We start from the raw sequence: 20,472 nt of genomic DNA on the forward strand, positions 1-20,472 counted from the left end.
TGTTAATCTCTACACTCGTTAACTAGCTTATACCAAGTTAAGTTTCTCGTATTGTAGTCTCCCTTTGGGAAGTTATAATAAAAAAAATTCTTCTTTGCTCTTGTCATTGCAACATAAAGGATTCTTGTTTCCTCATTTATTTTTTCACGTTTTTCTTTTGTTACCTCTTTTATGAAGTTTTCATTTTCAACATAGTTAAATCGGTTCCTGTTATTCCGTTCATCCGATTCAAACCTTATTGAATAGCCTACCTCGTTATTTTCTAAAACAAGTACTTCAACATCTCCACCTTTACGAACATTTTCGATATCACGATTGGTATACGGAATAATGACTGTATCAAATTCAAGTCCCTTTGACTTATGAATCGTCATACAATAAATACGCTTTTGATTTGGATCAACTTCGACATCTTGTCTATTTTCTACATTTTGTTTTGTTAGTATCATAATTTTTAAATATTGCTCGATTAAATTAATTGTTATATATTCACTCTCCGAGATAGTGGACAATTTCTCAAATAAGAGATCGAGGTTATATTTATATAGCCGTAAATTGTGACCTTTTGCTGCATTTGAAAGATCCAGCTGTTGAGCATAATTTTTCCAAGGGTCAATATCGGTTAGAATAGTACGTAATACAGATAAAACGGGTTTGTATTTTAGTTGCATTATATAGTCGTTCCACCCCTTAATAGGAGGATTCTTGTAAAATAAATCTACTAATTGAGATGTATTTTTTTTATTTTCATAAGCCCTTTCGTATGGAAATTCTGTTTTAATGTAGGCTGTTGAATACAAATTGTATAGATGACGAGCAGAATAAGGATTTCGTAATGCAAGTACTAATTTGTAGAAATCTAATGTAGAATCTAGCTGAAATAAGTTCCCGCCAACATCAGTTTCGATGTATCCATTTAAGTCTTTTCGCTTTAAGCCAATTTGCTTAATTTTCTCTACATCACTATTTTCACGAACCAAAATACCAATTGACCCTTTTGCATTTAGCTTCTCTATCTCGTTATTAAGTAAGGTGACGAGGTGATCTTCCAGTTCTTTTTCATTAGTAAGATCGAACCCTCGGAAAAAGTCATTAGAATTCTCATTTTTATTAATATGACTTGTAAGCGTATCCTCTTTTCCGTATTGAAGTTTCGGATGTTTCCCTTTACCCCATTGTTGAAAGATGCTTTCAAATCTCTCTAATAAATATTTGTCTGAGCGATAGTTCTTTGCTAAATGGTAGGAAATCCCCCAATTCTTCGTATCTCCTACTAGTTGATCAAACGCTCTTGATTCCGCACCCCTAAAGCGGTAAATACATTGCTTAATGTCTCCAACACAGAAAAACTTATAGTTTAGTAGGGTTTGAAATTGTTTTAATAGTTTTATTTGAACATCGTCCGTATCTTGGAACTCATCGACAAACACATACTTCACTCTGTTTTTAAATACTTCTGTTTCCGCCTTTAGTGAAGCGAACCGTTCAGGGTCTAGCATAATAGTTTTAATGCGAACCATTAAATCTTTTAACCTTAGTAGGTTTTGGTTATTAAAATAATCCACTAAGTGATTTTCTGCCTTCTTTAATACCTTTTGTATTAAGTGGTCTAGCTCCTCATTGCTAGAGTTCCCAAATGTTAAAGTATCATTTACAAGATCTACATTTTTATTGTCTAATTTGTCAAGAAACTGCTTTAATCGTTTTCGCAAATGATACGTACTCGTATTCAAGTCAGCAAGTAATTGTGGGTCACCTTCTAACTCTTGATTAATATAATCATCTAGAACATCTTCAATAAACTTAGTACGTTCATACTTTCCTGTAACAATGCGAAACTTTTTACCAAGACCAATCTTCGAGGCATAGTTTTGTAGAATGCGTTTTGCTAATGAGTGAATGGTAGAAATGTTCATATCACTAATAATTTCAATCATTTCAAAAAATTCACGATTTCGTGTTAAAAGAAAATAGTTTTTAAAATTTTCTTGAAGGCGTTTCTTCATATTCATCGCAGCTTCATTTGTAAAGGTAATAAGTACAATTGCTTCTTTTAACTGGTCAGCCGTTAACCCATGCTCATAAATCAGAAAGTTAATTCTAGATACCATCGAATACGTTTTTCCTGTACCGGCACCCGCTTTAATATTTATGTTTGTATTGATAGGAGCATGTTCAATTAAATATTGATCCTTGTTAAATTCACTATTGTTATGAAAAGCATTTAAACGTTCTTCATATTTCGCTACTTCCTCTGCATCGCCATTAAAAATCTCAAAAGAGGAGTGTGGCCGTTCATTAATATAAGCGATTTGAAAATTAAATGTACGAATGCAGTTATCCGTTATTTCGGTTTCATCAAATAGAAACCTTGGATCGATTTTCTGTTCCTTCATATATTTTTCAAAGTTTGATTTAAATTTGTTTAGTAGCTCTCTTTTTCTTGAAATAAAATAGAGTTTAGTACCATTTATCCATTTCTTAAAGTATTTTAACATCTCTTCTTCGTTTACATCTTCAGAGATATAACGCAATAATGAGTAAATTTTCCTTTTAGAATCTACATCTTTTTTCGATTGTTCTTTTTTGATTAATTTAGGTAACGATGCATTAATTTGCTCATCTGTTTCAAATAGTCTTCTGAATTCAAGCATATGTTGAAAATGGAACTTATCTGTGGACTTCTTTTCATTTATACTCTGAAATAAGGACAGAATTTTATTTTTTAATTTTTCACCGTCCAACATATCCTCTTTTACAATTGTTTGTTCAATTGAAGAAACTATGTCCATCCGCTTTTTAGCAAAGGTTTTTTCTTGCATATTTGGATAGCAGACCATAGGGATTACCAGGAAGTTTTTATTCAATTTTTTTTGAACTAAGTTAACTAAATTATATTGATATCGCTCAGCCTGGTATAACGGTGAGTTTTCTGAGGTTTCCATCCCTGATAATGGCTGGAATAAAATACTATTATTGTCTTCTACGGTTAAGTGTTCGCCTGTCCACCCTTTCACCTCTATTACCGCAATTCCTTTATCTGGAACAAGCAGGGCAATATCAAAGCGGTGATGGTTCACTTGATAATTAAAGTAACAAATATAGTCAGCTGGTAAAGTATGCTTTATTATAGTATATACAATTTCTTCTGCATCATTTTTAAAATCTGGTTGTTTAGGATAAATAATCGCCAAAATACATCCCCCTTATAAGACACAGGTAATAGTCAATTTTTTCTCTTGCTCTTCTCGAGACAGTATTTTCAGTCACTCTACTGCTTTACTTCATTGTCGATATCGATAAACCTCTTATACACTTGTTAGTAACATATTAGACAAATTAATAATTAACGGCCCACAATATCAATTTTTGCTTCGCTAGGCCAGCTACTCAAGTTAAAAATACGTTGATTATGATCAGATAGAAACATTAGATTGTTAGATAATGACTTCGTAAGTAAAGATAATACTTTAACTATATAGGTGAAAGGTATTGCGCCTTATAGACAATAATCAAAACGTACTTCGATTGGAATGGAACCCCACACTTTTTATCACTCACTAGGACAAGGACATATGGATACGGAAATGGTTCGTTTACCAACCCTTACAGAACGCTCATAAAGTTACCCTGTGCATAAAAGTTACGTTTAAAAAATATTCTTCTATAATACAAATTATGTACCATTATACTATGGAACGAGGGACAGGTCTATTGACCTAGTGAAGTTTGTTGGGACTTTGGTCAAGCTTGATTCAATGTGGCATGGATAACACATTATCCCATAATGGTGAGTTACTAAGTATTTGTTTTAACAGAAGTTGAGTGGATAAAGGTGGCATTTCACTTATAACACTTTTCATATCCTAAGCGAATTGAAATTACGAATCCTCTGTAAATTTTACTAATTATTCAATGAAACCCTTATCAAGCCATTAGTAGAACCTTTATGAATGTAACTTTTTAATTGTGACTATTAGGAGAGTTAAAAAAACAGCACTAAAGAACTTGCTTGCTTCTTGATTTATTTGTTTCAATTTGAATCATGCATTAAAGATTTGCCTAACTTTTTTTGGGTGTGGCACAGAGTTTAATCCGACAGTGTTATTTCTAAAATTCAGCGTTCACTTTGACAACTAATAAAATGGCAGAGCAATAGTTACAATTATTACTTAGTTATTTCCTCGAAAAGCAGAAAAACTGACAATTTCCAACCAACTAATGCGGAAATTCTTTTCAATATTATGTCACATAATGCACAATTGTTTTTTTCTATAGGAATTTTATTTCTTTTATATGTTAAAATTAAAATAATATATATTTTTTACTAAAATAAATTACCGATTCAATAAAGGGTGTAAGATATGAAAGAAATTAAAAAAAGAGAAATTGAATTATTAGCAAAAGTTTGCAATCAAAATAATATCTCTTTAAAGTTGGCACGTGAGATTATCCGTGCCTCTGAAAAATTCTCATATGAAAATGTTAGTCAAGGTAACCGCATTAATGAATATCAAGAGTTAATTGACTATTTTTCAAAAAATAATTAGCAAGGTGATTGTTCATGTTATTAAAAAAACTTATATTTGATAATTTTAAAACGTATTATGGTGTTCAAGAAGTTAACTTATATATACCTAAAGAGATTAGAGAGGAAAAAGGAAAAAACCTCATTTTACTAGGTGGATTAAACGGAGCAGGGAAAACCACTATTCTTAAGGCTATAACCTATGTTCTTTTTGGTAAACGTGGAATGACGGAACAGGAACATAAACGGGTGTTTTCAAACGTTATTAACAATACATTCTATGATGAAGGGGGCAGAAACTGTTCTGTTTCGTTAGTTATAGAAACTGACAAAGGTGAAGAATGGAACTTAAAAGTGAAATGGTATTTTGACCATTTAAAAAGAGTTAGCCACGAAGAACGGGAACTTTATGTCAGAAAGCCAAATGCAACACACTCAAAACATGCACGAATTGATAATATTGAAGCTTATAACAAACTAATCGATAAAATTATCCCCTATCACGCTGCACCATTCTTTATTTTTGATGGTGAGGAAATCAAGGATATTGTGCTACGGCAAAATAGTGAAGAAATGAAAGAAGCAATCCATAAAATTACCGGAATGGACGCTTATAAGCAAATGTTAATCGATCTTCGTTCACTTAAAAGTTCTATCGAAAATAAATTGGCACGATCAGTTAGCCAAATTAAATTAAAAAACATTGAGACTGAGTTGGACGAAATTAATGGAACAATTAAAACACTTGAAGTCAGAAAAGACAAACTGTCTTCCGAAGTTCGTAAATACGAAAAACTAATAAGTGATGCAAAACAAGAACGCAATCAAAAAATTTCACAAAATTCAAAATCACGAGAAGCAATAGTTAAGCAACAATCCCGCACTGCCACTGAGATTGAACATGCAAAAAAAGAGTTACATGATTTTTTACAACACAATATGCTTAATATTATTCTGCGTAATAAAATCTTGAACTTAAAAAAACAACTTAAACTTGAAAATGAATTAAGTCATAAGAGGATCTTACAAACTGCTTCTTTGACACCCTATAGAAATTTTATGGATCAGTTACTGAATAAGGATATTGATCCACCCTTATCTTCCGAGCAACTATCGCAAATTAAACAGTTAGGTGAAGAAATTTGGATAAAAGAAAACAAGATAAGAAATACGATACCCAATGATACAAAAGAAATCCATGACATATCAAACAATGATTACACATATTTAACAACAATTTCACCAAAAGATAAAAGCCAAATTTCAAACTTAATTAATAGGATTGATAAATTAGAACAAGATTTAAAAGATCTAGAAGTAAAAATTCGTAATGCACCTGAAGCTGTTAATATCGATGATGAAAACAACAAAATTGATATATTAGTAAAAAAATTAGGTGAAATCAATTTAAAATATAAAACACTCACAAAGAAGTTAAACGCAGCGCTAGATGAAAAAACGAGTTTATTAAATAAATTAACCAGATTATCAGGTCAAGATGAAAACCTAGAAGAGCTCCAAGAGCGTAATATACAAGTAGAGCAAACTATTAAGGCAATGACTCAGTATGTTACTGAAATGACCAAGATGAAAGCTACTTATATAAAAGAAGAATTTTCATCTATGTTACAAAAGCTTTTTAGGAAGCAAGATGAATTCGGAAAGATTGAATTTGATATAGAGACTTACACAATTCGTTTGTACAATGATCGTATGCAGGAGATTAGCATTCAAGATCGCTCCGCTGGTGAAATGCAAATGATTTCTTCTGCTTTAATTTGGGCCTTAACAAAAGCGTCTGACCTATCTTTACCAATGGTGATTGATACACCTCTTGGTCGATTGGATAGTTACCATCGAAACCGATTAATTAATTTTTATTATAAAGAGCTCAGTGATCAAGTTATTATCTTATCTACTGATACTGAGATTACTGAAGAATATGTCAAAGTTATGGAAGAACATTCCTATAAACAATATATGCTAGATTATGATGAAACAAAGAAATATACGATTATTCGTGACGGATATTTCAACTTTATTAAAGGGTGATGAAATGGCAAATCGGAGAATGACTCTTTCGGAGGAAGGAAAACAAATTTTGGATATGATCGCTGATACGCTAGAAGTTGAGAGACCTATGGCTGTTAAAATTGCACTCTCCAAAGGAATAGCAGTTTCAGATGGTCCAGTAACTGAAGATTACCCAGGTGGAAAGAATAAGTGGACGATCCCAGACAATATCATCAAGGATAAAGAGTTTTTACTTTTCAAACATTTAATCATTAATGAAGTATCCTCTTCTTTAGACGAGGATCAGCTTCACAAGCACATGTTAGCATTTATTGAAAAAGGATTAAGAAGATTAAAGCAAGACTTTGAAAATAAAAATTCAATCGAAGATTTCAGACTTGTAATATTATAAAAAACCCACCAAGGTGGGTTTCAGGCTGTCGAGAAACCCTCGACAGTCTATTTTTTTCATCATTAACTTTAACAATTCACCGCGTTAATTTGGTATAATATAGGTAATATAGATAGGATGGTGATTAGTATGTTTAACACTAGAAAAAATACTCAAAACGAAGTTGAATTTGTATCTATGGAAGACCTTGTCCCTGAAGATCATCTATTAAGAAAAATCGATAAGTACATAGACTTTTCATTTATTCCAGAAAGAGTTCGACCGTACTATTGCGAAGATAATGGACGTCCTTCGTTGGATCCACTTATTTTATTTAAGATGATGTTTATTGGTTATATTTACGGTATCCGTTCAGAAAGACAACTTGAACGTGAAATACAAATGAACATTGCTTACCGCTGGTTTCTTGGTCTTAAATTAACTGATCCAGTGCCACACCACTCCACTATAAGTTGGAACCGTCGAATGCGTTTTAAAGATACTGACATTTTTCAAGAGATCTTTGATGAAAGTGTTATGCAAGCCATTAATCACAAAATGGTTGGTGGGAGAGTCTTGTTTACTGATTCAACTCATTTAAAGGCAAATGCAAATAAGCATAAATTCATAAAAGAAGAAGTTGAAGTGGAGACACGTGAATATGTAGAGGAATTAAATAAAGCCATTGAGGAAGATCGAGTAAAATATGGAAAAAAGCCTCTAAAGGAAAAAGAGGAGGTGAATGAAACGAAAGAAATCCGGAAGAGTACAACTGATCCGGATTGTGGATTTATGTCACGTGATAATAAGCAAGAAATGTTCTGTTATCTAGACCACCGTACAACCGATATTAAATACAATATTATAACAGATGCCTTTGTAACTCCCGGTAATGTCCATGATTCAGTTCCTTATCTCAAGCGATTAGATCGTCAAATCTCACGATTTGATTTTAACGTAGAAGCGGTGGCACTAGATTCTGGATACTTAACAAATCCAATATGTAAGGGATTATTTGATCGTGAGATCTTTGGTGTAATTGCCCACAGAAGATATCAACCGACAAGAGGACTTTTTCAAAAGTGGAAATTTACATATGATGCGGATACAGATGTATATGTCTGTCCCAATGGTGAACAATTAAATTATCGTACCACAACAAGGGAAGGATATCGTGAATATAAATCCGACTCTAAAAAATGTACAAATTGCCCTCTCCTACAACAATGTACACGGTCAAAAAATAAGCAAAAAGTGGTCACCCGACATGTTTGGGAAGAACATAAAGAGAAGGTGAGACTTAACCGATTATCTTCAGGAGGAAAAATTCTTTATAAATATAGAAAAGAAACCGTAGAGCGAAGCTTTGCAGATTCAAAAGAACTGCATGGGCTTCGCTACTGCCGGTTACGAGGAATTAAAAATGCAAGTGAGCAAGTGCTACTTACAGCAGCTTGCCAGAATATGAAAAAGATTGCCAACCATCTGGCGAAACTTGGCTAGGTGGTTGGGAGTGATATTTTCTTATTCTATCTCATATTTATATTAGGTTAATTTTCATTAAACAAAAAAGAGTGTAGAGAAAAAATACCCCTTTCTCTACACTCTGAAACCCACCAAGGTGGGTTTTTTTATATTCTTTCTGATAGTGGTATTATATCTACTACCAAAACAGTAGGTTGTGATAATTCCCCATTTTCATTTTTAATTGGGCCATGGACTATACACTGCCCTTTTCTCAATGAAGCAAGTTTATTTTCCCAAAGTTTCTTTTCTTGATTGTCTTTAGCCAAACTAGCAGCAATATTCGATAATTCCTGCTCTGGTGGTGAAAAGTAGACCTTTTGAGAAGCCATTTGCAATCTAGCTAACTCATCTGAATCTAATTGCGCTTTCAAAAATTGAGTTGCATACCATGCTGACCATCCAAATTTTCGACCTTCCTGCAATATTCTTGCTGATGGTGATTTTTCGGTATGATCTAGATTCTGGGCTTCATCCATAATCACAGGCATTGGTTTATTCTTATTACCATTTTGAACTGAATAATTCCATAAATCCCAAAGAATAAACTCAGTGATCATTAATTGTACATCCCTCGGGAAACCTGTTAATTGAATGATATGAATTTCCCCATTACTATCCACAATATCATTCCATTTGATTGATTGATTTTCACTAAAAGGATTGCGATCTATTAACGGTCTTATTTGTGATAAAGCAGTTTTGGCATAATTAGATCCATCTTCCTCAAGCAATTCCTTTAATTTAATTAAATTCATTTGATCATCATATAATTCTAAACCTTTGAACACAGCTTCATAAATAGCATTTTGTTGTTGAATTCCTAAGGATTTATAAACAGCCGCAAATACACTTTTAATTCTTTCGGCTACATCTGTATTTGACTCTGGTAGATTAATTCCCCCAATATCACGAGCATTCTTTTGAAATGGATTAATCGGTAGCTTTTCACTGTAAACAATTTTATGCTTAAGTTTATCGCCTAAGTATTGAACAAATTCTGGTTCTAGCTGATTAGGTAAAAAACCTTCGGTATAGTCAATTACTATGCTAGGAATACCAAGCTTTGATTTTTCTAATAGCAAGCATTGCATAAAATAGGTTTTTCCTTGCCCGGACTTACCTGAAATCAATAGGTGACGATTTGCAAGTCCTTTGTTACCATATTCCCAAAATATTTCTCGGTTAGAATTTTCAGCCCTACCTAATCTTATTCTTATTTTTTCTAACGCTGCCCATCCGAGAGTCTTACTGCTTTCTTCATTTTGCTCTAGACTTTCATCTGTAATTTGGATTGTAACCTTATCATCTTCCCTAATGATATCAGATGAATCATTATAATCGAACTTATTTATAGTTGTTTCCCCTGTAACTGTTGGCGATTTAGAAAGAGTCTCTCCCTCGATATTTGGTTCCGGTACCAATTCTATACCATTATTCAATTTATACGATTCTTTTTGTATTCCTGTGTGAATTGGTTCTTGGTAATTTGGTAACTTCTGATTGTTATTTCCTGCTTTATACATGTACGAAAGCATATCTTCTTTTATAAAATCATTTGGTTCTTCTTGAATCCATTGTCTCATTTCTTCAATCGGTGTTACCAATCCTTCATATCCGTCTCTTTCTGTAAGGTTAAGGAGAAGAATATCATCCTCCAAATGAGCACTTCTATGATAAGCATCTTTCTGAAATGATAATATCGCCCCGTCACCAATATATGGTTTTAAATTGTCTGAAACTTGATAGTCATCTTTCAATAGTTTTTCAATAATTTCATCAGAAAGTTTGTATTCTTTATCATTCCAGAATTCACTTTGATCAATTTTCTGAGCGTTAGCTAGCAGTAATTGGGCAAAGAAATTCCGATAAAACTTTCCAGTAAAAAACTCTCCACTTTCACCAGTTAATACATCTACAAATAAATGTTTTGTCTTCTTTACCTGCACTCTTGCCTTCTCTAATACTTCTCCTTTATTAATTCCAATTTTCACTTCGATTGGATAAAAGTAAAGTGATATTTGATCATTGTTATACTCTAAACCAATTAACAGCAAATCATCGCTGTGACTCCCTTTTACGCCAAGGTTTTTTGCCGTGAATATACCTTCAGATTTATTCAGGCTCACTGCCCCGGCAACACGAAGAATTTCCTCAAGTGAAATCGGAACCCATAAAATATCTGGATGATCAAAATAAGAAACGGAATATTTAATTGCTGAAATAATACTTAACTTTTCTCGGTCATAATGACCTTTACTCCCAATAATTTTTAAAAGCCATTCACCGTTAAATGTGTTGAAAGCTTTAATGGTATTTTGGACATTTTTATCGGAACCCTTAACATCTTTCAGTTTTAGAAATTCCTTAATAACTGCATAGTATTGGTGTGATTTATCTGTCACCGTTATGGCATCATAACGACTAGATGAAGAATATTGATCACTATAATGAATAACGACTAGATTCCCGTCATAGCTGTTGAAGAATTCCAAATCAATAAGTGGATCAATAAAAGTAACCCAGTAAGACGAACTGAATATTCTTTCTAACGTTTCTTCATCTGCAGTAGTTGTCCGTGAGAAAATAGCTTCACCTTTTCGATAACTGTCATTTCCACCATTTCTTAAATTGGCTGCTAGTTCATTAACATTATATGCTGTGCTAGTTAAGTAATTATTTTCTCCTTCCACACAATATGCTTTTGTACCAAAGCCACTTTTATAATTTTCCTCATCTTTCATTGAAGGTACGCTAGAATACAGTCCGTCAATAGTTAGTCCGGAAGTCATCTCTTTTATAGGTTGAACGGCATGATGCTCTTGGGCATGCATCTTATAAAAAGAGATGTGAGCATATCTTAACTCAGCACTAGGTTCTTGTTTGTAAAAAAACAATTTTTCTCTTATGATTCTTAGGATATCTTCTCCATCCAGCTCCTTTGAATTTAATTTAATATCGAATAATTCTTCAAACTGTGATACCGTTTCTGTACGAGCATATAAATCAAACGAACTTTCTGAGTTTTCTTCTTTATATAGTGTAACTTCTACAGGTTTTATTTTTTCAGGTCCTTCATGATCTAGTTCTTTTAACATCCATAAGAAAATCCCGCGAATAACCTCTAAATCATTTGAAATATTAATAATGTTTATTTGCAAAGGAGCCTGAGACTTTTCAATAAATAAATATGAAAAATGGTCTTTAAATTGTGTAAGTTTATCATTTACAACTTTTGCTAAATAAAGATTTGCATCTGAGACAGAGACTTTATTTACATGTTTAAACGTTAACCAATCTATAGCAGCTTGTTGGTGGTCAGGTTTATACAAATCCTCATTCTCGTCATAAAGAAATGGAACCAGGGCATCTGGATTCAGCCGATTTAAAATACTGTTATCGACTTCCTCTGTACCTAATAATTCATATAGTTTGAGTTTAAACGCAATCATTATTGGATGAAAAGGAGTAAAATATACAATACCATTAGATTGAATAGTTCCAAGTTTGAATAAGTCTCTACCCTTTCGTCCTGCTGGATTCCCATTTTTAAAGCTTTTTATTTCTTTTTGATATTCATTAATAAGATCAATTGCTCGTTTCTTTAGATCCTCTGTTATAGTACATAAACTAGGTATTGAGTTTTTAATTTTAAAATATGTAATAAATCGACTATAAGCCTCTTTTAGATCATCACTTAATTTTATATCTTCTGGGTGTAGTATTTCAGCTTCGTATCTAGCGCTTTTTATACCATTTTCAACCCAATAATCTTCCCATTCAAAGAAGTCGCGATATTCTGAATGAAAATAAAACTCTCGATTTTCAAGTATTAATCGATTATTTTCTCTAATCCACTGAACATCTGTATTCGTTTCTCTTATAAGTTTCCATAATCGTTGGCCAGTGATTGGCATAGATTCTGGTAATTCATTTTTTAAAAGAAGAGGAATAGTAGCAGTTTGAAATTGAATCTTAATCTTTAATTCATCATTATCATTAAACGCTTCAGGCAGCGGAGTGAGAATTAACCTCTCGTCTTCTAAAACTGAAACTAGCATATTATCCTCAGAAACCTCTACTTTCTTTACCCCAATGCCATTTCCAAAACTTAATTCATCGTTTTCAAAATAAAGCGCAATAAAGTTATTAGTTGGATCTACAATATACATAGACCGATAACGGTCTAAATATATAGGGTCCAATGGTAAGACTGCAATATAGAATTCAGCCCCTAATGATGCTTTGTTATCATGTTTATATGCTAATTTAACAAATGTTGGTTTATCTTTTTTTGTAAAAATTTTTGCCCCAATATTTGTTAATTTCACATCAACTTCTAGACTCTCATTATATATCTTCGCTACTTTTAGGAAATCCGAAGATAAACTTTTGTCATTCCCACTTAGACTAAAAGAAATTTGCAACTCAACCTCTTCTTTTTGTTCAGGGTTAAAAATTACAATATGTCTCTTTCTTCGCCCCGCTGCAGTCTCCCTATACGGTTTGTCCCAAATTGATAATTTATCCTTTGCTTTTAAAGAAGTATAATCCACTTTTTTCTTTTTATTTAACTTTTTAAAGTCCTCGTTAAATTTATGAACCTTTGGAAACAATACTTCTCGCCAATTCTCTGCTATCAATTCCTTTGCTCCATCAGGCGAGAATCTCTTTTCTAACTCTTCTTCTTCCAAACCGAAATCATGAACTTTTCTAACGTAATCATAAAACTCTCTATTTTCTTTTAAACGTTCTTTTTGATCTTTACCTTTAAATTTTGCTAAATCTGGATCTTTAAAAAGTCCAAATTTATGATATTCAGCATCTTCAATTGACCCTTTTTGTAGTGTCGTAAATATATCTTCAAATTCAAAGAATGTTATTTGTTGAATTGATTGTTCTTTCATTAAGTTCTCTAGATTATCTAATAGAATAATTTGGTCAACCTTTTCCAACACACTATTTTCAATATCATTTTTTAAATTAGTAAATAGGGAGGAGGGGTGTAAAGGCATTCCCTCTTTTTGTAAATCACTACTACCTCCTTGAATTGAGTCCAATTGTTCCGAAACAATACTTACTAATGCCGTACTTTCCCAAACTCCTTTTTGCTCTCCAACTAAGTTTCGTAAAGTAACGAGGAAATCTGGTTTGACATATTCAGAAGTATGAGCTATGACAAGTTTTATGTTTCTAAAAGGAATATAAAATGTTGTATATTCCTCACCTAGCTCATGCTTATATTTAAATGTATTTATTCCTTCAATACTTTCTAACGCTTTTACTAACTCTTCAACATCAGATTCACTATCAAGTTGAAGATAAAAACGATCACCTTGTTTTAGCTCGATCTGTCTGAAATAATCGACTAATAAGGAAGATATATAATTATAGAATTGGCTTGACATACTGAGCATCACCACTATCACTTTTTTTATCTAAGATATTTAGATTATCAAATAATTTTATAATCTCTTTTTTGGAGTAACGATCAAATTTAATTCCTCTTTTTTCGTATTCTTTAAATAATTCATTTAAAGGTATGCGTTTATCCTTTACCGAGACAGCTGTTAGTAACAGTAAAAATTCATGTTTTACGTTAAGCACCTGGCCTAAACTGCCTCTAGTTTTAATAAATTGGTTTGCACCTAAATCCTCAATATTTTCACCATATTTTTTACAAACATTAGCACTCATACCTTCCTTTAAACAAGTAAACAAGACTCTAAATGCGGCAGGAAGGTCCTCAGAATGATCTACTACGTTAACCTTCTTATATATAGAATAATCTTGAATCCATTGTTTAAGTTCTTTTAAGAACTCTTGTTCATATTCATTGCCCTTTGCTTTAATTCTGTCATAAAGCTCACTATAGGGCATAAAACTTATTCCAGCCTTATTATCTTCATTTAATGAATTATGACTTAAATGAGAGATCGTATGTATATGTCTAAAAAGGTTAATTGACTTTTCTTTAATAAATTTAAATCCCTCTAGTTCGTCAGCAGCTTTTCTTCGTTTACTTATTGACTCCCACTCAAGTGCAAAATAAAGGGGATGAACTTTATTGAAATCCGATTCAGTATATTGCTCAAATTTTAGTAACAATTGACAAGCATACATAAAGACATAGTAATGTGTAAGCAATGGAAATGACGCTAAAAAATAGTCTTTATACTTACTTAAATATATAAGGTCTTCTTTATAAAGCTCGCTAAAAGAGTTAAGTAATGGCTGATACTGAACACTTTTTACTTTAGTTTCCTTTAATGCATCCATTTTACTTAATATCAGCTCAGTTAATATATCTTCGGAATCCTTAGTAGTAAAAATAGATGTTATTTCTGAATTGTTTTTACCAAAAACTTCATTTAAGAATTGACCGTATTTTTTTAATTCATTTTCCAATTTATCCTTATCTACTTTAATGCTCATATAATTAAATAAAAATGGATGGATCGGTTTAATTTCATCCTGACTAAATAAATATTGATCTAAAAACCTGGTAAAATCATACATTTCATCATCGTTATTAAATTCAACATTGCTTGCAATATATTCACTTAATTCATTTTCTTTTGATGATACATAAAACTCCCTATTACCCAAAGATTTTTCGTCATACTTTAGTTGACAAATGTTCCTAACATATTCCCCCATTACTTTATGAAATTTATCTCTAATTGCTCCCGTTTGCGAGGTGAATGGTAGAACATCTAAAGTTTTTCCAGTATCGTGATTTGTTTTTTTTGTAAAAAGTTCATTTAAGTACTCTCGATCCAACGTTCGAACCATCAGCTATTACTCCCTTTCAAATACAAAAGCTCCGAAATCATCACGCTTAATCATATAAAAGCGATTATCCTTAGGAAAATGAACAAGTAATTCCTGTTTCTTTTCCCCAAAAGCCATTATTTTTTCAATAAATTCAACGAACCTAATCGCATCTTCTTCGTCTTTTTTATTGGGTCTATACCCATCCCTTACTCTTGTTAATAACAAATATAATGGATAATCGATATCTAAAAAGATTTTATCATCACTATTACCACCATGATATCCAAGTACAATAGATGATTTAAAAGATTCCAAAACATCATTTGTGTTTGGTTTTAAATGGTCTATTGTCGGACGTAAGCTTAATTTTTGTGATAAACGATATTTTTCAGAAGGTTTATTTAAATAAATATACTCCTTTTTTGGACTTCCCTTCCATTTAAAAATAGCCGTTTTGATTTCATCATAAAACGCTTTTATTTTTCTTCTGTCTCCGGTATTAAAATAATAAAGGTTTTGTAAAAAGGCTATGTAACTACGATCACTAATGTTAATTGCAAAATCCTTATTTGTTAAGAAAGTGATTCTAATGAAAGACTCAAAAAACAAATTAAACGAGTGTTCTGTCAAGCTATCCTTGGAAACAAACGGTGTTAACCACTTTTTTGGAGTTTGATCTTTTATATACTGATCTATAACCAAGTCCCATTCATTAAGAGTATTCAACTCAACTACTAACTGATCAATAAAGATAGATCTTTTGTGGATTGGGTCAAGCTGACTCATTGCTTGCAATATAGGTGATCGATCTTTTCGATTAAATAATAAATTAGGTAATGAAAACTTAAGTACTTCAAACTCAGACATTAGTGTACGATTAGTTACATTATCCGGAATAACCAAATCCGCTACAAAGTTTAGAAAGGCCCGAGCAGAAATAACTAGTTTTTTCTTAATAATCGTTTGAATAATTAATTGAACAATTTGTTCTTGGACAAAAGGATTTTGTAACAATTTATAATTTTCGTGTACCATCGTATGGATCTGACTATTTTGGTCTTCCTTGAATGCTAGATAAAAAGGGTTTTGGTCAGAAGAGTTAAACACTCTTTGTAATAAAGACAAATAAAAGCTTGATGTTGGACCTTTTTCAGTAAGTTCAAACGAATGATAATCTCCAAAACTTAATAAATCAAAAACACTATCGCTAAAATGTGTAGTAATATTTTGTGAAAACAGGTCACTTTGGTGTATAAATTCTTCTAACTGTTTATACGAAAACTCTTTGTGTTGAGTATTGATAAAATTGTGTAGGACACCCATATTAATAGCAAGAATCACTTTCTCAGTAGATCCTTTTATTTTTTGATCCGAAAAATCCTGTAGAACCTCTTCTAAAGTCTCCATAGCATTTTTATTAGGTGAAAAGCTTTCGGTAGCATCATTAAAAATGGTGTAGCTCGCTAATAACTCCGGCTTTTTCTCAGCAAGATATGCTAAAAGATGTGATTTCCCATCCCCTACACTCCCACACAGAAGTATTAAATTACCTTTCTGTCTATCTTTATTTTGGTTAAGTATTAATTCTAGATCTAATTGAATTTTCCGATCTACGTGTAAGTAATTCTTAAAAGCACTAAACTGACTTGCATTTTCAATCGCTTCTTGGGAGGAATCCTTAAGTCTCCCTAATTCTCTTAGCAAGTAACTTTCACCAGTACCAAGATCCTTTGTAAGAATATTGAATGGTTCAATTTTTTCATCATCTATATTAATAATCTTTTGCTTTTCTTCATTATAATTATTATTCACTTGGTCTTCTTGACTAACATTGGCGTCATGTTCAAAACGTCCTGCACCCAATATTTCTAGTATTTGCTTTTTCACGATTTCCTGAATATTTTCCTTCTGAGGTGGTTTTGGTGTTTCATAAACAGGGACTTTAAGTTGTTCAAGTGAATAAACTTCATAAAACCATACCCCAATCTTATACATTTCTTTATGCAATTTAAAAGCTACCGTAATATCATTAAACTCTCCATCATGAGCAGCTTTGTTTCCAGACATACGGATCGTGTCTAACGATTGTTGCATTTCTGGTATAATATAACCTTCCCTTGATAGGAATGATATCTTGTCAAATAAAGTTGTTAAGTATGGAGGATCTATATTTTCTTGTTTAAAAACATCATTTAAAATAGCTTCAGCAAATAATCTAGCTTTTACAATAGAGCTGCTTGGATCATGGAATAAAAGCTCTTCCATCTTTTTAGCATTTTGAGCAGCTATTGGATTGATTTCCTCTAAGAAACCTAAAAAGTATTCCGAACTCACTTCTTAATCATCTCCGATTTATTATACTTATTATTTAATATTACCATATTTCCCCTCTATTTAATAAATAAGGCGATATCGAAATTTGTCAATTAATTTGATTACTTATAAAACGAATAATAGTTCGGCTTTTTAGTTGTATATCATAAAAAAAACAATTATAATCAAATTAACAATTTACGTACGTAATCAGGAGGTTTAGATATGGACGCAACTTTTAGTTATAATTTTCCAGCTATCAGAGGGATTCAAGCAGGCAAAGAGTATTTTGTTGCTATGTGCCCTTTACGAATTATTCCTAAAATATTTCTATTTGATGAGGAAGAAATCCCACCCGAACATAGAGCACAAAGAATTCTAAATAAAGCTAGAATACCGGAAATGACAAATTATATTGTAGAAAACCAGAATGATTATGTTTTTTCATCTATTACAGCATCAATTGATGGTGATATTCAATTCTATCCATTTAATAGCGAACCTACCTCAAAAGATTTGGGGCAATTAAGAATTGCTCTAGACGCTAGATTTTTAATAAATGACGGCCAACATAGACGAGCTGCTATTGAGGAAGCTTTAAAGATTTCACCTGAACTTGGCAACGAAACAATCTCTGTTGTATTTTTTCACGATGAGGGTCTACGAAAATCTCAGCAAATATTTTCTGATTTAAATCGGCACGCGGTTAATACTACATCATCAATTGGAATTCTTTATGACCATCGTGATCGATTAGCTTTACTAACAAAGGACATAATATCAACAGTTCCTTTACTAAATAGATATACAGATAAAGAAAGGGTGTCTTTATCCAAAAATTCTCCAAAAATACTAGCCTTAAATCATATTTTTAATACAAATCTCAAATTATTAGGGAAAAGTAAAGGCGACGAAATCACTCTAGAAGATGATGAATTTCTACGAGAATTTTGGCGTGTCTTGTGCGAAACTATTGTAGAATGGGATTTGGTCTTTAAAAAAGAATTAACAACACGGGAATTACGAGCAAATTTCATTGTCGGGCATGGTGTATTTATTGAAGCAGTTGGATTAGTCGGCTATTATTTAAGGAATTACCATCAAATAGATTGGATCTATTATATTGAAAAACTATCAAAAATTGACTGGAATAGAAGTAATACAAATGATTGGCTTGGTCGCTCCTTTAACCAAAATGGACGGATCCAAAAAACTACCTATACAATTCAACTAACCTCTAATAGAATCAAACAGTTAATAGGGTTACCTTTGACAGAATCGGAGCAAGCACTGGAAGATAAATATTTTAAAGGAGTAGTTTAATATGGAAAATGGCATCATTAGTAATCTACTTAATAAGAATATGAGTTTCGTAGATGAAGCAAAAGAGCAGATAAAAAAAGCATATAAACTTGATGATCGCCCGTGGGTAGTAGGTTATAGTGGCGGAAAAGATTCTACAGTAGTAGTTCAACTTGTCTTTGAAGCCCTAAGTGAGATGCCTAATGAAGAATTACATAAAAAGGTTTATGTAATTTCTTCTGATACATTAGTAGAAACGCCCTTAATCATAAATTCTATTAATAAAACTTTAAGAAGAATTCAGGACGAAGCTTTAAACAGAGACTTACCCTTTGAAACTCACAAAGTTAAACCTGTTTATGAGAATTCTTTTTGGGTAAATATCATTGGCAAAGGCTATCCCACCCCAAACCAAAAATTCAGATGGTGCACAGATCGATTAAAAATAGATCCGGCGAATCAATTTATTATGGATAAGGTGTCGTCGTTCGGAGAAGTTATTATGGTTCTAGGAGTTCGTGAAGATGAAAGTCAAACACGCGGAAATGTTATTCGTTCTCATTCTGTAGATGGAAAGACTTTTATGCGCCATTCAACTTTAACAAATGCCTATGTCTATGCTCCTATCAGAAGTTTTACCTTAGATGATGTTTGGTACTACCTTTTAAATCACCCGTCACCATGGGGTGATGACAATCATGAACTCAATCGACTTTATCAAGATTCCAATAGCGGAGAATGTCCTCTCGTTGTTGATAAAACAATAAAAGAAAGTGCCGGTTCATGTGGGAATAGTCGTTTTGGTTGTTGGGTTTGTACAGTTGTTAATGAAGATAAAGCTTTAAGTGGTTTTATTCATAGTGGACATGATTGGCTAAAACCATTGTTAAATTATCGAAATTGGTTAACGTCAATTAGAGATGATCGTAGCAGACGAATGAAGTACAGAATGAACGGCCAAGTTTATTATAAAGATATACAAATTGAGGAAATAGACGGGAAACCTCATGTGCTAATTCCAAAAAAAGCTGGCAGGCCAAAACAGTCAGTGCCTTTAGCTGATTATACAGTTGTAAAAAGAGAAAATTTTAAAGACCATGTTACTAAACACAATATCGATTTAAGTGCGCCAGAAGATCAGATGTTATTAGTGACATATGAAGAGGAAACATTAGATGGGCAAATTATTACAAAACACGCACAACTTGGTTTAGGACCTTTTACAATGGAAACACGTAAAGAAATGCTAATTGAGCTCCTAAAGGTTCAAAAAGACCTAAAACATCCAGATGACCCCCATCATGAATTAATTAGTATAGAAGAATTAAAAGAAATCCGTAAAATTTGGTTTAAAAATGGTGATTGGGAGGATCAAATCCCTACTATTTTTGAAGAAATTATGGGCTATTCAATTGATTGGGAAATAGACGACCGCCCACTTTTCGATAAAGACCAAATTTCTGACCTTGAATTATTAGCAGACGAATTTAAGGTCGATTTTAATGTTCTAAAGAAGTTAGTTTCAATCGAAAAAAGCTACTCAGGGTATAAAGTTAGAAGAGGTTTATTGGACGAAATTAGCAAAGCGCTAAAACAAGATTATCTACATTTATAAAAGTAGAAA

General features: G+C 32.3%; 10 protein-coding genes. 6 read left to right on the top strand and 4 right to left on the bottom strand.

Features of this window, described 5'->3' with window-relative positions:
• Positions 1–2: 2 nt before the first annotated feature.
• Positions 3–3,194 carry a UvrD-helicase domain-containing protein gene (locus C1724_RS06440; protein ID WP_102345883.1) on the bottom strand — a complete coding sequence of 1,064 codons (3,192 nt, stop codon included), beginning with the start codon at positions 3,192–3,194 and terminating at the stop codon, positions 3–5.
• A gap of 1,170 nt (positions 3,195–4,364) precedes the next feature.
• Between C1724_RS06440 and C1724_RS06445 the strand changes: the two genes are divergently transcribed.
• From C1724_RS06445 to C1724_RS06460, 4 genes are all read left to right on the top strand, one after another.
• Positions 4,365–4,550 (top strand): DNA modification system-associated small protein, encoded by a 186-nt coding sequence (locus C1724_RS06445; RefSeq protein WP_102345884.1) that lies wholly within the window; start codon positions 4,365–4,367, stop codon positions 4,548–4,550.
• A gap of 14 nt (positions 4,551–4,564) precedes the next feature.
• Positions 4,565–6,580 (top strand): DNA sulfur modification protein DndD, encoded by a 2,016-nt coding sequence (dndD, locus tag C1724_RS06450; RefSeq protein WP_102345885.1) that lies wholly within the window; start codon positions 4,565–4,567, stop codon positions 6,578–6,580.
• A 4-nt stretch (positions 6,581–6,584) separates the two neighbouring features.
• Positions 6,585–6,953 (top strand): hypothetical protein, encoded by a 369-nt coding sequence (locus C1724_RS06455; RefSeq protein WP_102345886.1) that lies wholly within the window; start codon positions 6,585–6,587, stop codon positions 6,951–6,953.
• 129 nt (positions 6,954–7,082) lie between these two features.
• A complete protein-coding gene (locus tag C1724_RS06460) occupies positions 7,083–8,435 on the top strand; it encodes an IS1182 family transposase (RefSeq protein WP_180994148.1) in 1,353 nt (450 codons plus the stop codon).
• A 128-nt stretch (positions 8,436–8,563) separates the two neighbouring features.
• On the opposite strand, the gene dptH is transcribed toward C1724_RS06460, so the two are convergent.
• Genes dptH through dptF form a run of 3 tightly spaced genes read right to left on the bottom strand, consistent with a single transcriptional unit; the run spans position 8,564 to position 17,567 of the window.
• Positions 8,564–13,864: a DNA phosphorothioation-dependent restriction protein DptH gene (gene dptH, locus C1724_RS06465; RefSeq protein ID WP_102345887.1), complete on the bottom strand. Its 5,301-nt coding sequence runs from the start codon at positions 13,862–13,864 to the stop codon at positions 8,564–8,566.
• Positions 13,845–15,251: a DNA phosphorothioation-dependent restriction protein DptG gene (gene dptG / locus C1724_RS06470; protein WP_102345888.1), complete on the bottom strand. Its 1,407-nt coding sequence runs from the start codon at positions 15,249–15,251 to the stop codon at positions 13,845–13,847. Before dptG ends, dptH begins: the two co-directional genes overlap by 20 nt.
• Positions 15,252–15,257: 6 nt before the next feature.
• Positions 15,258–17,567 carry a DNA phosphorothioation-dependent restriction protein DptF gene (gene dptF / locus C1724_RS06475; RefSeq protein WP_102345889.1) on the bottom strand — a complete coding sequence of 770 codons (2,310 nt, stop codon included), beginning with the start codon at positions 17,565–17,567 and terminating at the stop codon, positions 15,258–15,260.
• A 204-nt stretch (positions 17,568–17,771) separates the two neighbouring features.
• Between dptF and dndB the strand changes: the two genes are divergently transcribed.
• Together dndB and dndC are read left to right on the top strand one after the other, a co-directional pair.
• The gene (gene dndB / locus C1724_RS06480) at positions 17,772–18,869 is read left to right on the top strand and encodes a DNA sulfur modification protein DndB (protein ID WP_102345890.1); all 1,098 of its coding nucleotides are present in this window, start codon (positions 17,772–17,774) and stop codon (positions 18,867–18,869) included.
• Between the two features lies 1 nt (position 18,870).
• Complete coding sequence (gene dndC / locus C1724_RS06485) at positions 18,871–20,463, top strand: DNA phosphorothioation system sulfurtransferase DndC (RefSeq protein ID WP_102345891.1); 1,593 nt, start codon at positions 18,871–18,873, stop codon at positions 20,461–20,463.
• Positions 20,464–20,472: the final 9 nt, after the last annotated feature.

Source organism: Bacillus sp. Marseille-P3661 (genome assembly GCF_900240995.1).
Classification (GTDB): Bacteria; Bacillota; Bacilli; order Bacillales; family Bacillaceae_J; genus OESV01.